Source organism: Citrobacter sp. CK181 (assembly GCF_030333595.1).
In the GTDB taxonomy this organism is placed as follows: Bacteria; Pseudomonadota; Gammaproteobacteria; order Enterobacterales; family Enterobacteriaceae; genus Citrobacter_B; species Citrobacter_B koseri.
This window is the reverse complement of record NZ_JAOWFN010000011.1, coordinates 102829-123476: the sequence shown is the minus strand read 5'-3', so window position 1 is coordinate 123476 and position 20648 is coordinate 102829. Positions and strand designations below refer to the sequence as shown.

The window sequence follows — 20648 nt, the reverse complement described above, 5'->3', positions numbered from 1 at the left end:
CTTTGTGCCCCTTATTGCGCCTGCCAGAGAATGACAGCCGCCGTTACCAGCAAGTTGATGAGCGTCAACGGCAGGCAGACTTTCCAGCCGAAGGACATTACCTGGTCATAACGAGGACGCGGTAACGACGCACGAATCAAAATGAACATCATCATAAAGAACGCGGTTTTCAGCGCGAACCAGATGAATGGCGGTAAGAACGGGCCATGCCAGCCACCGAAGAACAGCGTCACCATCAGCGCGGAGATAGTAACGATACCGATGTATTCCCCCACGAAGAACAGACCGAATTTCATACCGGAGTATTCAATGTGATAACCATCGGCCAGTTCCTGCTCGGCTTCCGGCTGGTCAAACGGATGACGGTGACACACCGCCACGCCCGCGATGGCAAAGGTGACAAAACCAAAGAACTGCGGAATAACGTTCCAGATATCAGCCTGGTTGTTGACGATGTCGGTCATATTAAATGAACCGGCCTGCGCCACCACGCCCATCAGGGAAAGCCCGAGGAACACTTCGTAGCTGAGCGTCTGTGCTGATGCACGCATCGCCCCCAGCAGCGAGTATTTGTTGTTGCTCGACCAACCGGCGAACAGCACCGCATACACCGCCAGGCCCGCCATCATCAGGAAGAACAGAATCCCGATGTTCAGGTCAGCGACAACCCAGGTCGGGCTAACCGGAACGATAGCGAATGCCAGCAGCAGCGAGGTAAAAGCGATCATCGGCGCCAGGGTAAAGATGACGCGATCCGAGAATTTCGGGATCCAGTCCTCTTTAAAGAACATTTTGATCATGTCCGCGACCAGCTGGAGCGAACCGCCCCAGCCAACGCGGTTTGGCCCATAACGGTTCTGGAACAGACCCAGCAGACGACGTTCGCCAAAGCTCATGAATGCCCCGCAGGTGACCACCACCAGCAGGATCACCACCGCTTTGAGAATGCTCAGCAGGATCTCGATCAGATCCGGTGTAATCCAACTCATTGTTGCGCCTCCTGCAGATTCTCAAGACGACCGCCCGCCAGAACCGGCGCGATGCCAGGCATACCCATCGGCAATCCGACCTGCCCTGCCGTTAAGCCTTCAGCGATTTCAACCGGCAGCGTTACCGTATTGCCGTCGTAGCTGAAGGAAACGCGCGTTCCCGCATTCACGCCCAACTTCGCGGCATCAGCCGGGTTGAGTTTGATGTACGGTTGCGGCATACGGCTCTGGAAGACCGGAGAGCGCTGCGACATTTCGTCACTGCCAAACAGGTGATAGTACGGCGCGATACGCCACTGACCATCCTGCGCCTGGAAGCTGGCCGGTACGGTAGTGAAGTAATCAAGACCGTTTTCAGATGCTTCAATCAAACGCACGCCCGGATCGCCATGACGCAGTTTGCCGCCCACTTCATCCTGGAACTTGTTCCACGCCTGTGGGGAGTTCCAGCCTGGCGCCCAGGCAAACGGAATCTGCGAACGCGGCGCGCCCGGCTGGTTGTTCCCTTCCATTGAGAAGGCGAACATGGTGTCTTTATCCTGCGGCTGACGCGGCTCGTGAACGCTGATGTTAGCGCGCATCGCGGTACGACCGCTGTAACGGTGCGGCTCACGCGCCAGTTTCTGCCCGCGAATGCGGAAGGTCGCGTCCGGCGCGGCATCTTTAATGCCCGCCAGTTGCGGCATTGCGGCGATCGCGGCGTCAATAACGTGGTCCAGTTGCGTCCAGTCCACCTCGCGGTTCTGCACGGTGCTGTGCAGCGAGTGCAGCCAGCGCCAGCTTTCCAGCATCACGGTGTTGCTGTCGTAATAGGCCGGGTCATAAACCTGGAAGAAACGCTGCGCGCGGCCTTCGTTGTTGATGACCGTACCGTCGCTTTCCGCAAAACTTGCGGCGGAGAGCACCAGATGCGCATTCTCCATAATCGCCGTGCGCTGATGGTCAACCACCATCACCAGCGGCGCTTTTGCCAGCGCGGCATTTACGCGAACGGCGCTTGCATGACGGTGCAGATCGTTTTCCAGCACCACGACAGCGTCGGCACGACCGGTTTCCAGTTCGGTTAACGCGTCATCCAGCGAACCGCCGCCCATCATGCCCAGCCCCATGCTGTTGACCGAGCGAGCAATCATGGTGATGCCGACATCCGAACCACGGCCTTTCAGCGCTTTCGCCACGTTAGCGGCCGCCTGAATCACTTCCGCGCTACCGGCGTTGGTGCCGGAGATAATCAGTGGTTTCTTCGCACCTGCCAGCGCCTGAACGATGACGTCGATTTTGTTCTGCAAATCGCTGCTGATGCCGTCGACCACCGGTGCGCTGTCGTCCAGCGCATGAGCGATGGCAAAGCCTAAACGCGCCTGATCTTCCACCGGCGCACGGTAAGTCCATGCCGCGATGTCGTCCAGACGGGTGTTGTCAACGTTGGTCACAAACAGCGGATGCTTAGCGCGCTGGCCGATGTTGAGGATGGCCGCAATCTGCCAGTCGGCCACTTTCTGGGCCGCCGCCATTTCACGCGCTTTGCCTTTCACCGCCTGGCGAACCGCCAGCGCAACGCGCGCGCCGGTCTGGGTAATATCTTCGCCCAGCACCAGTACCGCATCGTAAGATTCGATGTCACGCAGCGCCGGAGTATGAATGCCGCCTTCGCGCAGCACTTTCAGCGCCAGTTGCAGACGTTCCTGCTCGCCCTGAGCGATACCGGTATAGAAGTTATCCGCACCCACCAGTTCACGCAGCGCGAAGTTGCTCTCAACGCTGGCGCGCGGAGAACCGATGCCGATCACTTTCTTCGACTGACGCAGAATATCCGCCGCGCCCTGCATCGCCTGTTCGGCGTTGAGGGTGATCAGGTCATCGCCACGACGCTGAATCGGCTGACGAGGCCTGTCTTTCAGGTTCACATAGCCATAACCAAAACGACCACGGTCGCAGAGGAAGTAGTGGTTAACGGTCCCGTTGTAACGGTTCTCGATACGACGCAGTTCGCCGTAGCGCTCGCCCGGGCTGGTGTTACAACCGATGGAGCACTGCTGGCAGATGCTTGGCGCAAACTGCATGTCCCACTTACGGTTATAACGCTCGGAGTGCGTTTTGTCGGTGAATACGCCGGTCGGGCAGATTTCTACCAGGTTGCCGGAGAATTCGCTTTCAAGCGTACCGTCTTCAGGACGACCGAAGTAGACGTTGTCATGCGCGCCATATACGCCCAGATCCGCGCCGTCTGCGTAGTCTTTGTAGTAACGCACGCAGCGGTAGCAGGCGATACAGCGGTTCATTTCGTGAGAGATGAACGGCCCCAAATCCTGGTTGCGGTGAGTACGCTTAGTGAAACGGTAACGACGGAAGTTGTGGCCCGTCATCACGGTCATATCCTGAAGGTGGCAGTTACCGCCCTCTTCACAGACCGGACAATCGTGCGGGTGGTTGGTCATTAACCATTCCACCACGCTTTCGCGGAACTGTTTCGCTTCTTCGTCATCAATAGAAATAAAGGTGCCGTCGGTGGCAGGCGTCATACAAGACATCACCAGGCGACCACGCGTATCTTCCGCGTTTTGATATTGCTTCACCGCACACTGGCGGCAAGCACCGACGCTACCCAGCGCCGGGTGCCAGCAAAAGTACGGAATATCAAGGCCGAGGGACAGACATGCCTGTAGCAGGTTGTCTGCGCCGTTGACCTCATATTCTTTGCCGTCTACATGAATCGTAGCCATAGTCAGCATGCTTCCAGTTGGCTTAGTCAGGGACTAAGCGTTAATCGAATGACTTATCGCGATGCAGGGGTAAGCCTGCAATTACCAGCGCTCTTTCAGCAGGTTCGGCTGTATACCACCAATCACATGGGTATTGCTGAACGGCTGCTTGATGCCAGCTTCGAATTCTTCGCGGAAATATTTAATGGCGCTCTGCAACGGTTCGACCGCGCCTGGCGCATGCGCACAGAAGGTTTTACCCGGCCCGAGGAAACGACACAGTTGCTCAAGTGTCTCGATATCCCCAGGCTGGCCTTCGCCGCGTTCCAGCGCACGCAGAATTTTTACACTCCACGGCAGACCGTCGCGGCACGGCGTACACCAGCCGCACGATTCACGCGCAAAAAACTCTTCCAGGTTACGCACCAGCGACACCATGCCAATTTCGTGGTCAACGGCCATCGCCAGCGCCGTACCCAGACGGCTGCCCGCTTTACCGATGCTTTCAAATTCCATCGGCAGGTCGAGGTGCGCTTCGGTCAGGAAGTCGGTTCCCGCGCCGCCTGGCTGCCAGGCTTTGAATTTCAGGCCATCGCGCATGCCACCGGCGTAATCTTCGAGGATCTCACGCGCGGTAGTGCCGAACGGCAGTTCCCACAGTCCCGGATTTTTCACGCGACCGGAGAAGCCCATCAGCTTGGTGCCCGCATCTTTGCTCTTCGAAATGTTCTGATACCACTCCACGCCGTTCGCGAGGATCGCCGGGACGTTACACAGCGTTTCCACGTTGTTGACGCAGGTCGGCTTGCCCCATACGCCGGAGCTTGCCGGGAACGGCGGCTTAGAGCGCGGGTTGGCGCGACGACCTTCGAGGGAGTTAATCAGCGCGGTTTCTTCACCGCAGATGTAACGCCCTGCCCCGGTGTGGACAAACAGTTCGAAGTCGAAACCGGTGCCCATGATGTTTTTGCCGAGCAGACCGGCTTCGGTCGCTTCCGCGATTGCGCGGCGCAGATGCACAGCCGCTTCGATGTATTCGCCACGCAGGAAGATGTAGCCACGGTACGCTTTCAGGGCAAAGGCGGAGATCAACATACCTTCCACCAGCAGGTGCGGCAGTTGCTCCATCAGCAGACGGTCTTTATAGGTGCCCGGCTCCATTTCATCGGCGTTACACAGCAGGTAACGGATGTTCATGGATTCATCTTTCGGCATCAGGCTCCACTTCAGACCGGTGGAAAAGCCCGCGCCGCCGCGCCCTTTCAGGCCAGCGTCTTTCACCTGATTGACGATCTCGTCAGGAGACAGCCCGGTCAGCGCTTTACGCGCGCCTTCGTAGCCGTTTTTACTACGGTATTCGTCCAGCCATACCGGCTGCTTGTCATCGCGCAGACGCCAGGTCAGCGGATGCGTTTCGGGAGTACGGATAACGTTTTTCATTTATACCGCTCCAGTAGTTCGGGAATGGCTTCCGGGGTCAGATGGCTGTGAGTATCCTCATCAATCATCATGTTCGGCCCTTTGTCGCAGTTCCCCAGGCAACAGGTCGGCAGCAGCGTAAAGCGACCGTCAAAGGTCGTCTGCCCCGGCTTGATATTGAGTTTTTTCTCCAGCGCGGCCTGGATCCCCTGATAACCGGTGATATGGCACACCACGCTGTCACAGTAACGGATCACATGGCGACCGACCGGCTGGCGGAAGATCTGGCTGTAGAATGTGGCGACGCCTTCGACATCGCTCGCCGGAATACCCAGCACGTCGGCGATCGCGTAGATCGCGCCATCCGGCACCCAGCCACGCTGCTTCTGTACGATTTTCAGCGCTTCAATGGACGCCGCACGCGGGTCTTCGTAGTGGTGCTTCTCGTGCTCAATGGCTTCACGCTCTGCCGCACTCAGCTCAAAAGCCTCGGTTTGTGGTTGTTGATTCTCGTGCATAATTAGCGGTCCACATCTGACATAACAAAATCGATACTACCTAAATGAACGATCAGGTCAGACACCAGGCTGCCGCGTACCGCCACCGGAATCTGCTGCAAATGCGCATAGCTCGGGGTACGGATACGAGTACGGTAACTCATGGTGCTGCCATCGCTGGTCAGGTAGTAACTGTTAATACCCTTGGTCGCCTCTACCATCTGGAAGGATTCATTCGCAGGCATGACCGGGCCCCACGACACTTGCAGGAAGTGGGTGATCAGGGTTTCGATATGTTGCAGCGTGCGCTCTTTCGGCGGCGGCGTCGTCAGCGGGTGATCCGCTTTGAACGGGCCTTCCGGCATGTTATTGAGGCACTGCTCAAGGATGCGCAAACTCTGACGCAGCTCTTCGACTTTCAGCATCACGCGGGTATAGCAGTCGGACACGCCGCCGCCAACCGGGATTTCAAAGTCAAAGTTTTCGTAGCCAGAGTACGGACGTGATTTACGCACGTCGAAATCAATACCGGTCGCACGCAGCGCGGCGCCTGTACAGCCCCAGTCCAGCGCTTCTTTCTTGCCGTAAGCGGCAACGCCCTGGGAACGCCCTTTCAGGATGGTGTTGCGCAGCGCCGCTTTCTCGTAGGAGTCCAGACGCTTCGGCATCCAGTCCAGGAAATCACGCAGCAGGCGATCCCAGCCGCGCGGCAGGTCGTGCGCGACGCCACCGATACGGAACCAGGCCGGGTGCATACGGAAACCGGTGATTGCTTCCACCACATCGTAAATTTTCTGACGGTCGGTAAAGGCGAAGAAGACCGGGGTCATCGCGCCGACGTCCTGAATAAACGTCGAGATGTACAGCAGGTGGCTGTTAATGCGGAACAGTTCGGAGAGCATAACGCGAATCACGTTTACGCGATCCGGTACGGTGATACCCGCCAGTTTTTCTACCGCCAGTACGTACGGCATTTCGTTGACGCAGCCGCCGAGGTATTCGATACGGTCGGTATACGGAATGTAGCTGTGCCAGGACTGGCGTTCGCCCATTTTCTCAGCGCCACGGTGGTGGTAGCCGATGTCAGGCACGCAGTCGACAATTTCTTCGCCGTCAAGCTGAAGTACGATACGGAATGCGCCGTGTGAGGACGGGTGGTTCGGACCGAGGTTGAGGAACATAAAGTCCTCGTTTTCAGTGCCGCGTTGCATCCCCCAGTCTTCCGGTTTGAAGGTCAGCGCTTCCATCTCCAGATCCTGCTTGGCTTTGGTCAGCTCAAACGGATCGAATTCGGTGGCGCGCGCCGGGTAGTCTTTACGCAGCGGATGCCCTTCCCAGGTCGGCGGCATCAGCAGACGCGTCAGGTGCGGGTGGCCGTCAAACGTGATGCCAAACATCTCCCAGGTTTCACGCTCGTACCAGTTGGCGTTCGGGAAGAGTTTGGTAAACGTCGGCACATGCAGGTCGTTTTCAGACAATGCCACCTTGAGCATGATGTCGCGATTGCGGTCTATTGAGATCAGGTGGTAGAAAACGGAAAAATCCGCAGCGGGTAACCCGTCGCGGTGCGTGCGCAGACGCTCGTCCATGCCGTGTAAGTCAAACAGCATGACGTAAGGTTTCGGCAGTTTCTTTAAGAAATCGCCAACTTCCAGTAATTGTTCACGCTTGACCCAAACAACGGGTACCCCGGTGCGGGTCGCCTGAACGGTAAAGGCATCCGGCCCAAAACGGTTGCGCAGTTCGCCAATGACCGGGTCATCCAGATGATCCCGGGTTTGCCATACAGCGTCTTGCGCGGTTAAGTCGGTCATATTGTTCACCATTGCAAATGGTCCGTGGTAGTCGGCAGTGCCTCGCGTTATTTATGTAGTGATAAGCGAAGTGAAGTCTGCTGCCGACAGGCGCAAATTAAATCTCGTCTGGTGTACGTAGATTCGTTACTGCAATGCGTTCGCCGCGTTTACGTTCGCGCTCTGACTGCATATTGGCGCGATAAACGCCCTGATCGCCAACCACCCAGGAGAGCGGACGACGTTCTTTGCCAATTGATTCCTGCAACAACATCAGCGCCTGCATGTACGCTTCGGGGCGCGGCGGGCAGCCCGGGATATACACATCTACCGGGATAAATTTATCAACGCCCTGCACAACCGAATAAATATCGTACATACCGCCAGAGTTAGCGCATGCCCCCATGGAAATCACCCACTTCGGCTCCAGCATCTGGTCATACAAACGCTGAATAACAGGCGCCATCTTGGTAAAGCATGTTCCCGCTACCACCATCAGGTCGGCCTGACGCGGCGAAGCACGCAGTACTTCCGCGCCGAAGCGCGCCACGTCATGCACGGCGGTAAAAGAGGTCACCATCTCGACATAGCAGCAGGAAAGGCCGAAGTTATACGGCCAAATTGAATTCTTACGACCCCAGTTAACCATGTCATGCAGCGCGTGTTCGAGCTTGCCCATGTACACGCTTTTGTTGATTTCTTGCTCCAGGGGGTCGGTTACGATCTCCTGTTTTTGCAGGGGGTAACGGTCATTCTCACCGTTGGGATCTATGCGGGTGAGCGTATAATCCATCTTAATGCCTCGCGGTTAGCGTTGACGATTAGCGATACTGTTCGTTTCCGGGTTCATACGCTCGCGGCGTGAACGCGCGGGCGTCCAGTCCAGCGCGCCAATACGCACCAGATAAACCAGACCAGCCAGTAACACAAAAATAAAAATTGCAGCTTCCACAAAGCCTACCCAACCGCTTTCACGGATAGAGGTCGACCATGCGAACAGATACAGCGCTTCAACGTCGAAGATAACGAAGAACATGGCTACCAGGTAAAACTTGGCAGACAGGCGTAAGCGGGCGGAGCCGACCGAGTCGATACCTGATTCAAACGGGGTGTTTTTCGACCTCGCGCGTGCGCGACCGCCTAAAAACCAACCGCCGACGAGCATCAGGCAGCACAGGCCAATGGCAATAATAAGAAAGATAGCGAATGCCCAGTGATGAGCGATGATTTCAGTGGATGTTGACATACTCATTGCTTACTCATCAAAAGTAGCGCCAAATTCTCTGCTCTTTTCGGCAGATGAACGCCACATCGATTCATGGGGAGGAATAAAAAAAACCTTACAATCACTGTAGAAAATGATTAAACAGCTAATTGATGTGGTTTTTTACTCCTTTCTATAACCTTTTGTCAACTTTAACAAAAGTTCCCTCACATTAATTTACATCGACACAACACCATTAACATTTAATGCCATTTTGACTGATTTCGATCGCATCACCAGCCCGAATTTAATGTTGTTGAATCGTGTCCGTTGTGAAGTAAATGAGATAATACACTCCTATTTTGACAGGATTTTACGCAGATGCCTCCCCCTAAATGGGAGTATTTTCTTGATCTGTGACACGCTTTTGTTAATCCGCCATAAAAAACAGCAACAATTTCTCTAGTTTTTTAACATGGAAACAAAACCAGACCGTCAGTGCCTATTTTTCATCCAAATTAACAGGTTAATGACTACTTACTGATTTTTTAGGCTTTTTCCCGCATTTACGTCCGAAACGCCGGTAAATTGTATAAAAAAAGAACCGCTGGATGTTTTTTCAGCATCAGCGGCCCTTTTTTACACTTACATTTTATAACGTTTTTTTTGTGACTGGCTACTCAAAGTCACCTTCAACCATCAGCGAATCGTCTCCTCCTTCGGGAGTAAACTGACTGTATTGCCAGGGGTTTTGGTAACTGTCCATCGCCTGATAGATAACCTGCGCCAGTTCGTTCTGGCCTGATGGATCGCGACACAGTAAGTATTCCGTATCTGGCAACGGCGGTAATCCATCCGCAGCGCCGAGCACGCGTAAATCCGGGCTCATCATCTCGACCGGTCGCGCGGTGATCCCCAGTCCGGCTTTTACGGCCGCACGTACCGCCGCTAACGTTGAGGCCACATAGGCAAGGCGCCAGGGAATATTCGCCGCATTCAACGTCGCTAATACGATATCGCGGAACGGGCTGGGATCGTCTAACAACACCAGCGGGATCGGTTCTCCCTTCTGTAGCACATATTCCGCCGCGCAGTACCAGTGTGTCGGCGATGTGCGCAGGTTCAGGAACTCGAAAGATCCCGGACGGTGCGTAGTGACAATCAAATCCACTTCCTGCGATTTCAGCATATCCACCATAAAGGCGTTACGTTTCACCCTCACATCCAGAGCAAGCTTCGGGTAAACCGAACTGATCCGATTGAGCAGGAAAGGCAATATCGTATCGGCGGATTCATCAGAAGCGCCAATTGTTAATACGCCCTGAAGATTGCTAAACATCAATGATGAGCACGCCTCATCATTAAAGCGCAGGATTTTTCTGGCGTAACCCAGAAGCTGAATACCGTGTTCAGTCAACAGCTTGTTACGACCATGACGGGCGAACAACTCCTTGCCCACAAGCTGCTCAAGACGCTGCATTTGCTGGCTCACCGCAGACTGAGTACGACACACCGCCGCCGCCGCAGCGGCGAACGTGTTCAGATCGGCAACAGCAACAAACGTTCTCAGCAGATCGAGGTCGAGGTTAATTATCGGACGATTTGCATTTATCATAATTTTTCACTTACTGGCGGGTCATACCATGCTGACCTGGTTAATGCTGTGTGTTCATAAACAAACAATTCCATTTGTAATGTGCTTCCCTCGCCGTTTCACTTGCGTAACCAAGTGAAAGTAAAAATGTATTTGGTGCTGCTAACAACCTCTTCTCCTTTCTTTTCGAATAATCCCAGAGGTCATTACCAGGGATATATCGAGGAGAAGACGCATACCTTTTTAGGTAACAACGGAATTCTGCTAAGGATAAACGTGTAATTTTGTAAATGTAAAAGAAGTTAACGGACATTTACCGACACAAAAAAAGCCTACTGAGCAACAAGTTAGTTATAGATGCTCGTCATAAAAATTAGCAGACAACGCAGACTGCGCACCATTTCCTGGGGCTTATCTTAACCCAAAACCACTATATTTATAAGCCTTAATACGAATAATCTGAAGCGTGATTATGTTATCTTAACTAAGAAAATTATGTATTATTAATCTCACCAGCAGGTGCTTTTTAAATATTAAATAATAATTAATTAAGATCGCCACTACTCATTAATTCTACTTAACAATAGATTTACACCCTAACGTTTACAGATCATGGCGATAACAGTAGTTTCGTAAAAGCATTCAGTATTTTCCTGATAATTGAGTTATGCTGACGCCGCTAACACTTTCCTCCCTGAGTTTAGACTATTTTTTAACAAAACATACAACCACACAAAAGCCCGATACTAAAAACAAAAAACCAATAAAATAAATAAAAGCAGTAATAAAAACTGCAAGAATGGCATTAAAGCAGGACTTAACAGCACAATCCCACACTAAGCCTGAGCAAAATCTTCTACTGCTGACCCTTCAAAACTCACCGCTGTGGGAGTACATTGTTCCGTGCTGACTTCCACGGCAGGGAGTGGCGATAACAGCTAAAAAGGTCAAGATTCATGTCCCCCATTGAAAAATCCAGCAAACTAGAAAATGTCTGTTATGACATCCGCGGCCCTGTTCTGAAAGAAGCGAAACGCCTGGAAGAAGAAGGCAATAAAGTTCTGAAACTGAACATCGGCAACCCCGCCCCTTTTGGGTTTGAAGCGCCTGATGAGATCCTGGTCGATGTCATCCGCAATTTACCAACGGCGCAGGGGTATTGCGATTCAAAGGGTCTGTATTCCGCACGCAAAGCGATCATGCAGCATTACCAGGCGCGCGGCATGCGCGACGTCACCGTAGAAGATATCTATATTGGTAACGGCGTATCCGAATTGATCGTGCAGGCAATGCAGGCGTTGCTGAACAGCGGGGACGAAATGCTGGTTCCCGCGCCGGATTACCCGCTGTGGACAGCGGCAGTCTCGCTCTCCAGCGGCAAAGCGGTACACTATCTTTGCGATGAATCTTCTGACTGGTTCCCGGATCTCGACGACATCCGCGCCAAAATCACGCCGCGTACCCGTGGCATTGTGATAATCAACCCGAATAACCCAACCGGCGCGGTTTACTCCAAAGAGTTGCTGATGGAGATCGTTGAGATTGCCCGTCAACATAATCTGATCATTTTCGCCGATGAGATTTACGACAAGATCCTCTACGACGACGCTGAGCATCATTCTATCGCCGCGCTGGCGCCGGATCTGCTGACCATTACGTTCAACGGGCTGTCCAAAACCTATCGCGTCGCCGGATTCCGCCAGGGCTGGATGGTGCTGAATGGGCCGAAAAAACACGCCAAAGGCTACATTGAAGGGCTGGAGATGCTGGCGTCAATGCGTCTGTGCGCCAACGTTCCGGCGCAGCACGCGATCCAGACGGCGCTGGGCGGCTACCAGAGTATTAGCGAATTCATCATGCCGGGCGGGCGTTTGTATGAACAACGTAACCGCGCGTGGGAGCTGATTAACGATATTCCGGGCGTTTCCTGCGTGAAACCGCGCGGCGCATTGTATATGTTCCCGAAAATAGATGCGAAACGCTTTAACATCCACGATGACCAGAAGATGGTGCTCGACTTCCTGTTGCAGGAAAAAGTGCTGCTGGTGCAGGGAACCGCGTTCAACTGGCCCTGGCCGGATCACTTCCGCATTGTAACGCTGCCTCGTATTGACGACATTGAAATGTCGCTGAGTAAATTCGGGCGCTTCCTGTCAGGGTATCATCAGCTGTAACCGTAAACTGGCCGTCGGATGCAACGTGAGAAAGACGAGTATTTGCATCCGATGGCCTTCTCTGCGCACAATGACCCTCAGGTTGTCATCATGAAAAGGTCACTATGAAGCAGAGCCATTTTTTTGCCCACCTCTCCCGCCTGAAACTGATTAACCGCTGGCCATTGATGCGCAACGTGCGCACCGAAAACGTCTCCGAACACAGTTTGCAGGTGGCGATGGTCGCCCACGCGCTTGCCGCTATCAAAAATCGCAAATTCGGCGGCCAGGTCAATGCCGAACGTATTGCGCTACTGGCGATGTACCACGATGCCTCTGAAGTGTTGACCGGCGATCTCCCGACTCCGGTGAAATACTTCAATTCGCAAATCGCGCAGGAATACAAAGCGATTGAGAAAATTGCCCAACAAAAACTGGTGGATATGGTTCCTGACGAACTGCGCGATATTTTTGCACCGCTGATCGACGAACATGCTTACAGCGAAGAAGAGAAATCGGTTGTGAAGCAAGCCGACGCGCTTTGCGCCTATCTGAAGTGTCTGGAAGAGTTATCAGCGGGCAATAATGAATTCCTGCTGGCAAAAACGCGACTGGAAAAAACCCTGGCGTCGCGCCGCAGCGAAGAGATGGACTATTTTATGGCGGTGTTTGTGCCCAGTTTTCACCTCTCGCTGGATGAAATCAGTCAGGATTCGCCGCTATAAATCGTTTTGCCGGATGGCGACGTAAACGTCTTATCCGGCCTACTGCTACATTTGTAGGCCGGATAAGCGAATAGCGCCATCCGGCAAAAAATCAAAACGGAAACAGCACCGGGATCATCACCACGCATACCGCCATAACGATTATCGTAAACGGCACCCCGATCTTAACAAAGTCGCTAAAACTGTAGTTCCCCGGCCCCAGAACCAGCGTGTTTACCGGCGAGGAGACCGGCGTCATGAACGCCGCCGACGCCGCCATTGCCACCACCATCGCGAAAGGATACGGTGACACCCCCATCGACTTCGCTGCCGCAAGGGCTATCGGCGCCATCAGCACGGCGGTCGCGGTATTGGAAATAAACAGCCCGATGGTGGCGCACAGCACAAACAGACATGCCAGCATCATATAAGGGCCATAGCCGCCGCCGACATCCATCAATCCTTTAACGACCAGATCAACGCCGCCGGTCTTTTGCAACGCCAGCGCAAAAGGCATCATCCCGACAATCAGGATAATGCTCGGCCAGTGAATCGCTTTGTAGGAGCTTTCTGCATCAATACAGCGGAATTTCCCCATCAGCAGGCAAGCAATGATTGCTGCGATCGGGTTAGGGATCTCATCGGTCAACATCAGCGCAACCATCAGCACCAGACAGAAGATCGCATGCGGCGCCTGGCTGTGCGCCGGGGAGGCATCGCTCACTTCCACAGGCATATTCAGCACCACGAAGTCACGGCCCTGCTTCGCCAGTTGACCAATCAGCTTCCAGTTTCCCACCACCAGAATAATGTCGCCCATTAACAGCGCTTCATCAGCAAGCGACCCTTCGATTGCCACGCCGTCACGCTTCAGACCGACGACATTCAGGCCATAGCGCGTACGAAAACCGATCTCGCGCACCGATTTGCCAATCAGTTCCGATTCGGGAATCAGGGAGATTTCCGCCATCCCCACGTCCAGCGCCTGATCGGAAAAATACTCGCCGCGTAAAACCATCGGCTCCAGCAGTTGCTCGCTGCAAAATTCCCGGAGATCCACCTCTGCGGCAGACATATCGATCAGTAACACATCGCGGGCGCGAAATTCCGACACCCCATTGACGTTAACAATAACGCGCCGAAAGCGCCGCCAGCGTTCAACGCCGATAACGTTCGCGCCATAGCGTTCACGCAGCTTGAGGTCATCCAGACGCTGGCCGACCATCGGCGAACCTGGACGAATGGCAAGCCGACGAGCGCGACCGGTCAGACGGTACTCTTTGATTAAATCGCGAAAGGCGCGACGCTTCCAGCCATCACGCTGCTGCGACGCATCATCCCCTTTCAACATAAAGCGCATCACCAGCATGTAGATAATGCCGAGGAACAGCACCACCAGCCCAATCGGCGTGACGCTAAAGAAGCTAAAACCGTGCAGCCCTTCGCGCAGCAGTTCACTGTTCACCACCAGGTTGGGCGGCGTCGCCACCAGCGTCATCATGCCGCTGATAAGACCGGCAAAACTGAGCGGCATCATCAGGCGTGAAGGCGAGGTCTGCATACGCATAGAAACGCTTAACACCACCGGGATGAAAATCGCGACCACGCCGGTTGAACTCATAAACGCGCCAAGCCCGGCGACGGTGATCATCAACAACACCAGCATTTTGACTTCGCTGCTACCGGCCATTTTCACCAGCCAGGCGCCCATGACCGTCGCGACGCCGGTACGCACCAGACCGTCGCCGATAATGAACAAGGCGGCAATCAGAACAACGTTAGGATCGCTGAAGCCGGAAAAGGCCTCTGAGATGCTCAATGTTCCACTCAGAACAAAGGCGACAATGACCAGCAAAGCAATCGCGTCCATGCGCACTTTGCCCGTCGCAAACAAGATAACGGCAATCGCCAGTAAGGAGAGAACCCATATCAATTCACCGTTCACAACATATCCTTGTTAAATGAGAGGGATGGACTGATTCTGCCATAAAAAAGCCCCAACAATGCGGGGCTAAATCATGTTCAGGTATTTCTAAGAACGACCACGTTTCCGTTGGGCTGTTTGGTCACGGAAATGTGCTCAAGGCTGCTCAGGGCAAAATCGACGTCCGCAATGCGGGGCGTGTCCTCAGGCGCATTGACCGCAATGACATGACACCCGGCGGCCAGCCCGGAGAGAATCCCGGCAGGCGCGTCTTCCACCACCGCGCATTCCTGCGGCGAGAGGCCGAGCAGTTGGGCGCCCAGCAGATAGGCATCCGGTTCCGGTTTGCCGCGCTTCACGCGCTCAGCGGTAACAAACACCTCTGGCGCAGGAAGGCCGGCAGCCTGATGGCGCGCCCGCGCAACCGGCATCGAGCCTGAAGTAACGATAGCCCAGGGGATACCGGCTTTATTGAGATGGTTCAGCAATTCGACCGCGCCCGGCAACGCCACAATCCCTGCCGTATCCGTCGCTTCTATCTGTTCCAGACGGGTAAACTCTGCGGCGATCTCCTCTTCCGGCTTTCCCGCCATGAAGTGTCGCAGAGAAGTAATAGCCTGCTTGCCATGAATAAAGCTCAGCACTTCATCATGCGTGAGGCCAAAACGATCGGCCCAGTTGCACCATGTCCGCTCTACAACGGGTAAGGAGTCAACCAACGTTCCATCCAGATCAAACAGAAAGCCTTTGCACTGCACGCTCACCCCCTCAGGCATTGATAATCTGATTAATTTCGTTCGAGCTCAGGTGATACTGGCGCGGGCAGGAGTGCCAGACATTCAGCATACGCTGGTATTTTTCCCACATCGGCGTCTGGGCATTAAAGCCATGCGTACCGGCATCAAAGTGGGTATAGCGCCCTTCCACGTTCACCATAAAGCGAACGTAGCCCAGATAACGCGCTTCGGTTGCGGCATCAAACCCGAGGAACGTCACACGACGCTCGTCAATGGTTTGCGCGTCTTTCAGGTTAGTCCAGGACACATGTAAGGCGTGATACATCTCCATGATATCGATAATCGTGCGGCAGGTTTCTTCCTTCAGTTCGCCAAACTCACGATCCAGCTCACGCATCTGCAAGCCGTAGCCGCGTTCAATGATCGTTTGCAGACGGCGATAACGCTCGGCGTTGGTCGGGTCGAGCATGGTCATCATTTTGTACTGGTTAGACAAAATCAGACGTTGAGCGTTGGTCATTTCCATTTTGGGACTCCTGTATCACTCTACTGCGGTCAAAAAAAGAAGGCATTGGTATGCCTTCTTTTATATGCGTAATCAGGGGTCAATTACAAATCATCAAGGAAAGTTTTATCCAGTTGTTTGAAGGCGCGCTTAAGCGTGTCAGCTAATGCCTGGTAATCCGGCTTGCCTTCTACTGGCGACAACGCCTGCCCGGCTTCCTGCAATTTTCCCCGAACCTCATAGAACCAGTTCAGGATGGAAGGCGGGAGTGGCGTAACGGAGCGTTTTCCCAGCCACCACATGCCTTGCATCGGTAAACTGAGCGCAAACAGGGCTGTGGCAACCGCCGGGCCTAACTGACCGCCCAGCGCGATTTGCCAGCACAGCGTAAACACCGCGATCGGCGGCATAAAGCGAATGGCGTAACGCGTCATACGAATCACGCGGTTCTCAACAAAGACCGGCGCAAGGCGCTTTTCCATCGGCCACGTCTTTGCGTAGTGCTGCCCCCGGCGAAACAAACTAAAAAAATTCACGGAGCGATTATCCGGTGTCGACATGGCTTTACCTCAACTTCACATATAAAAATTCAAAAATTTGTGCAAAACAACAACTGCAAGGGACATCGTTCAAAACATTTTGTCATTGATACCCACTATCAGGTATCCTGTGTCGGCCTCTAAGGCCAGTAGTCCAAAATCATTGAGTCGTCAAATTTACATATAGTATGCCATTGGCTGAAAAATACGCAAAATGGCATAGACTCAAAGGTATTTCTTCCATCATGCCGAAAAAGATTATTGCGCATGATGTTAATCATAAACGTCAGCGTCATCATGCGTTACGCTCTATGGCTCACTGACGTTTTTTTAGCCACGTATCATAAATAGGTACTTCCATGTCGAGTAAGTTAGTACTGGTTCTGAACTGCGGTAGCTCCTCACTGAAATTTGCAATCATCGATGCAGCGAACGGTGAAGAATACCTTTCTGGTTTAGCCGAATGTTTCCATCTTCCTGAAGCACGTATCAAATGGAAAATGGACGGCAATAAACAAGAAGCGGCTTTAGGTGCAGGCGCCGCTCACAGTGAAGCGCTGAACTTTATTGTTAATACTATTCTGGCACAAAAACCAGAACTGTCTGCGCAGTTGACCGCAATTGGTCACCGTATCGTACACGGCGGCGAGAAGTATACCAGCTCCGTGGTCATTGATGACTCCGTTATCCAGGGCATCAAAGACGCTGCGCCGTTCGCTCCGCTGCACAACCCGGCTCACCTGATCGGGATTACTGAAGCGCTGAAATCCTTCCCGGAACTGAAAGAAAAGAACGTTGCAGTGTTCGACACCGCGTTCCATCAGACTATGCCGGAAGAGTCTTACCTGTATGCCCTGCCGTACAGCCTGTACAAAGAACACGGCGTACGTCGTTACGGTTTCCACGGCACCAGCCACTACTATGTGACTCAGGAAGCCGCAAAAATGCTGAACAAGCCGGTTGAAGAACTGAACATCATCACCTGCCATCTGGGCAACGGTGGTTCCGTTTCTGCAATCCGCAACGGCCAGTGCGTTGACACCTCTATGGGTCTGACCCCGCTGGAAGGTCTGGTGATGGGCACCCGTACCGGTGACATCGACCCGGCAATCATCTTCTTCCTGCATGACAACCTGGGCATGAACATCGATCAGATCAACAAAATGCTGACCAAAGAATCAGGTCTGTTGGGTCTGACCGAAGTCACCAGCGACTGCCGTTATGTTGAAGACAACTACACCGCTAAAGAAGATGCAAAACGTGCGATGGACGTATACTGCCACCGTCTGGCGAAATACATCGGCTCTTACACCGCGCTGATGGAAGGTCGTCTGGACGCAGTGGTCTTCACTGGCGGTATCGGTGAAAACGCGGCGATGGTGCGTGAGCTGTCTCTGGGCAAACTGGGCGTGCTGGGCTTTGAAGTCGATCACGAACGTAACCTGGCTGCCCGTTTCGGCAAATCTGGTTTCATCAACAAAGAAGGTACCCGTCCTGCGGTGGTTATCCCAACCAACGAAGAACTGGTTATCGCGCAAGACGCGAGCCGTCTGACTGCCTGATTTTACACCGCCAGCCTAGCTGGCGGTGCTGTTTTGTAACCCGCCTGAAACCGGCGGTAACGAAAGAGGATAAACCGTGTCCCGTATTATTATGCTGATCCCTACCGGAACCAGCGTCGGCCTGACCAGCGTCAGCCTTGGCGTCATCCGTGCTATGGAACGCAAAGGCGTTCGTCTGAGCGTCTTTAAGCCAATCGCCCAACCGCGCGCGGGTGGCAATGCGCCAGACCAGACTACCGCTATCGTTCGTGCAAACTCGTCTGTTCCGGCGGCTGAACCGCTGAAGATGAGCCACGTTGAATCTCTGCTGTCCAGCAATCAGAAAGATGTGCTGATGGAAGAGATCATCGCGAACTATCACGCGAACACCAAAGATGCGGAAGTGGTGCTGGTTGAAGGCCTGGTTCCGACGCGTAAACACCAGTTCGCTCAGTCTCTGAACTACGAAATCGCGAAAACGCTGAATGCGGAAATCGTCTTCGTGATGTCTCAGGGCACCGACACCCCGGAACAGCTGAATGAGCGTATCGAACTGACTCGCAGCAGCTTCGGCGGCGCGAAAAACACCAACATCACCGGCGTTATTGTTAACAAACTGAACGCACCGGTTGATGAGCAGGGCCGTACCCGCCCGGATCTGTCTGAGATTTTCGACGACTCTTCCAAAGCGAAAGTGGTGAAAGTCGATCCGGCTAAACTCCAGGAATCCAGCCCGCTGCCGGTTCTGGGCGCGGTGCCGTGGAGCTTCGATCTGATTGCAACCCGTGCAATCGACATGGCGCGTCACCTGAACGCTACCGTTGTGAACGAAGGTGATATCAACACCCGTCGCGTGAAGTCTGTCACGTTCTGCGCGCGCAGCATTCCGCACATGCTGGAGCACTTCCGTGCGGGTTCTCTGCTGGTGACTTCTGCTGACCGTCCTGACGTACTGGTTGCGGCTTGCCTGGCGGCAATGAACGGCGTGGAAATCGGCGCTCTGCTGCTGACCGGCGGCTACGAAATGGACGCGCGCATCTCTAAACTGTGCGAACGTGCTTTCGCAACCGGCCTGCCGGTATTCATGGTGAATACCAACACCTGGCAGACCTCTCTGAGCCTACAGAGCTTCAACCTGGAAGTTCCGGTTGATGACCATGAGCGTATCGAAAAAGTTCAGGAATACGTTGCTAACTACATCAACGCTGACTGGATTGAATCCCTGACCGCGACCTCTGAGCGCAGCCGTCGTCTGTCTCCGCCTGCATTCCGCTACCAGCTGACCGAGCTGGCGCGTAAAGCCGGTAAACGCGTCGTTCTGCCGGAAGGCGACGAACCGCGTACCGTTAAAGCGGCAGCCATCTGTGCTGAACGTGGCATCGCGACTTGCGTCCTGCTGGGTAACCCGGAAGAGATCACCCGCGTTGCCGCCTCTCAGGGCGTAGAACTGGGCGCAGGCATTGAAATCGTCGACCCGGAAGTGGTTCGCGAAAGCTATGTCGCTCGTCTGGTTGAGCTGCGTAAGAGCAAAGGCATGACCGAAACCGTCGCCCGCGAGCAGCTGGAAGACAACGTGGTTCTCGGTACGCTGATGCTGGAACAGGATGAAGTTGACGGTCTGGTTTCCGGTGCGGTTCACACCACGGCAAACACCATTCGTCCGCCGCTACAGCTGATCAAAACAGCACCAGGCAGCTCTCTGGTCTCTTCCGTGTTCTTCATGCTGCTGCCGGAACAGGTTTACGTTTACGGCGACTGTGCGATCAACCCGGACCCGACGGCAGAACAGCTGGCTGAAATCGCCATCCAGTCTGCGGAGTCCGCAATTGCCTTCGGCATCGAACCGCGCGTTGCGATGCTCTCCTACTCCACCGGCACCTCTGGCGCAGGCAGCGACGTAGAGAAAGTGCGTGAAGCGACCCGTCTGGCGCAGGAAAAACGTCCTGACCTGATGATCGACGGCCCGCTGCAATACGACGCCGCAGTCATGGCTGATGTTGCGAAATCCAAAGCGCCGAACTCTCCGGTTGCAGGTCGCGCGACCGTGTTCATCTTCCCGGATCTGAACACCGGTAACACCACCTACAAAGCGGTACAGCGTTCTGCCGACCTGATCTCCATCGGGCCGATGCTACAGGGTATGCGCAAGCCGGTGAACGACCTGTCCCGTGGCGCGCTGGTAGATGATATCGTCTACACCATCGCCCTGACCGCGATTCAGTCTTCACAGCAACAGCAGTAATCTGCTTTGTGTGCCGGATAGCGACGCTAAGGCGTCCTTATCCGGCCAGCACTTCATATCTAAGGTCTGGAAATAGCGATTATTTCCAGATTTTTTATGCCCGCC

General features: G+C 54.0%; 16 protein-coding genes. 4 read left to right on the top strand and 12 right to left on the bottom strand.

Translation table 11 applies throughout. The features are described from left to right. Positions 1-11 precede the first annotated feature (11 nt). The 8 genes from nuoH to lrhA all read right to left on the bottom strand — a co-directional run bounded on the left by nuoH (position 12) and on the right by lrhA (position 10219). Positions 12-989 (bottom strand): NADH-quinone oxidoreductase subunit NuoH, encoded by a 978-nt coding sequence (gene nuoH / locus OGW17_RS04755; protein WP_012131496.1) that lies wholly within the window; start codon positions 987-989, stop codon positions 12-14. Next, a complete protein-coding gene (gene nuoG / locus OGW17_RS04750) occupies positions 986-3712 on the bottom strand; it encodes an NADH-quinone oxidoreductase subunit NuoG (RefSeq protein ID WP_047463972.1) in 2727 nt (908 codons plus the stop codon). Before nuoG ends, nuoH begins: the two co-directional genes overlap by 4 nt. 81 nt (positions 3713-3793) lie before the next feature. Then, a complete protein-coding gene (gene nuoF, locus OGW17_RS04745; protein WP_012131494.1) occupies positions 3794-5131 on the bottom strand; it encodes an NADH-quinone oxidoreductase subunit NuoF in 1338 nt (445 codons plus the stop codon). Next, a complete protein-coding gene (gene nuoE / locus OGW17_RS04740) occupies positions 5128-5628 on the bottom strand; it encodes an NADH-quinone oxidoreductase subunit NuoE (RefSeq protein ID WP_012131493.1) in 501 nt (166 codons plus the stop codon). The genes nuoF and nuoE overlap by 4 nt, the downstream gene beginning before the upstream one ends. A 2-nt stretch (positions 5629-5630) precedes the next feature. After that, positions 5631-7433: an NADH-quinone oxidoreductase subunit C/D gene (gene nuoC, locus OGW17_RS04735; protein WP_012131492.1), complete on the bottom strand. Its 1803-nt coding sequence runs from the start codon at positions 7431-7433 to the stop codon at positions 5631-5633. A gap of 85 nt (positions 7434-7518) precedes the next feature. Continuing rightward, on the bottom strand, positions 7519-8193 hold the full coding sequence (nuoB, locus tag OGW17_RS04730; protein ID WP_012131491.1) for an NADH-quinone oxidoreductase subunit NuoB: 675 nt from the start codon (positions 8191-8193) through the stop codon (positions 7519-7521). Positions 8194-8208: 15 nt separating this feature from the next. Further along, positions 8209-8652, bottom strand: coding sequence for an NADH-quinone oxidoreductase subunit NuoA (nuoA, locus tag OGW17_RS04725; protein ID WP_012131490.1), 444 nt, complete (start codon positions 8650-8652; stop codon positions 8209-8211). A gap of 628 nt (positions 8653-9280) precedes the next feature. Then, positions 9281-10219, bottom strand: a complete 939-nt coding sequence (lrhA, locus tag OGW17_RS04720; RefSeq protein WP_012131489.1) for a transcriptional regulator LrhA — start codon at positions 10217-10219, stop codon at positions 9281-9283. Positions 10220-11154: 935 nt separating this feature from the next. On the opposite strand from lrhA, the gene alaA reads away from it, so the two are divergent. Continuing rightward, positions 11155-12372, top strand: a complete 1218-nt coding sequence (gene alaA, locus OGW17_RS04715) for an alanine transaminase AlaA (RefSeq protein ID WP_012131487.1) — start codon at positions 11155-11157, stop codon at positions 12370-12372. A 104-nt stretch (positions 12373-12476) separates the two neighbouring features. Then, the gene (gene yfbR / locus OGW17_RS04710) at positions 12477-13076 is read left to right on the top strand and encodes a 5'-deoxynucleotidase (RefSeq protein ID WP_012131486.1); all 600 of its coding nucleotides are present in this window, start codon (positions 12477-12479) and stop codon (positions 13074-13076) included. Positions 13077-13167: 91 nt separating this feature from the next. Here the strand turns inward: yfbR and OGW17_RS04705 are convergent, their stop codons facing one another. The 4 genes from OGW17_RS04705 to yfbV all read right to left on the bottom strand — a co-directional run bounded on the left by OGW17_RS04705 (position 13168) and on the right by yfbV (position 16781). Continuing rightward, positions 13168-15000 (bottom strand): SLC13 family permease, encoded by a 1833-nt coding sequence (locus tag OGW17_RS04705; RefSeq protein WP_012131485.1) that lies wholly within the window; start codon positions 14998-15000, stop codon positions 13168-13170. 77 nt (positions 15001-15077) lie between these two features. Continuing rightward, entirely contained in the window at positions 15078-15755 is a 678-nt protein-coding gene (locus OGW17_RS04700; protein WP_012131484.1) for a sugar phosphatase, read from the bottom strand. After that, positions 15748-16242 (bottom strand): YfbU family protein, encoded by a 495-nt coding sequence (locus tag OGW17_RS04695; RefSeq protein ID WP_012131483.1) that lies wholly within the window; start codon positions 16240-16242, stop codon positions 15748-15750. Before OGW17_RS04695 ends, OGW17_RS04700 begins: the two co-directional genes overlap by 8 nt. 83 nt (positions 16243-16325) lie before the next feature. Further along, positions 16326-16781, bottom strand: coding sequence for a terminus macrodomain insulation protein YfbV (gene yfbV / locus OGW17_RS04690; RefSeq protein WP_003028087.1), 456 nt, complete (start codon positions 16779-16781; stop codon positions 16326-16328). Between the two features lie 338 nt (positions 16782-17119). Here yfbV and ackA point away from each other — a divergent pair, with 338 nt between their 5' ends. Together ackA and pta are read left to right on the top strand one after the other, a co-directional pair. Then, a complete protein-coding gene (gene ackA, locus OGW17_RS04685; RefSeq protein WP_012131481.1) occupies positions 17120-18322 on the top strand; it encodes an acetate kinase in 1203 nt (400 codons plus the stop codon). A gap of 76 nt (positions 18323-18398) precedes the next feature. Continuing rightward, complete coding sequence (gene pta, locus OGW17_RS04680) at positions 18399-20543, top strand: phosphate acetyltransferase (protein ID WP_071260224.1); 2145 nt, start codon at positions 18399-18401, stop codon at positions 20541-20543. Positions 20544-20648: the final 105 nt, after the last annotated feature.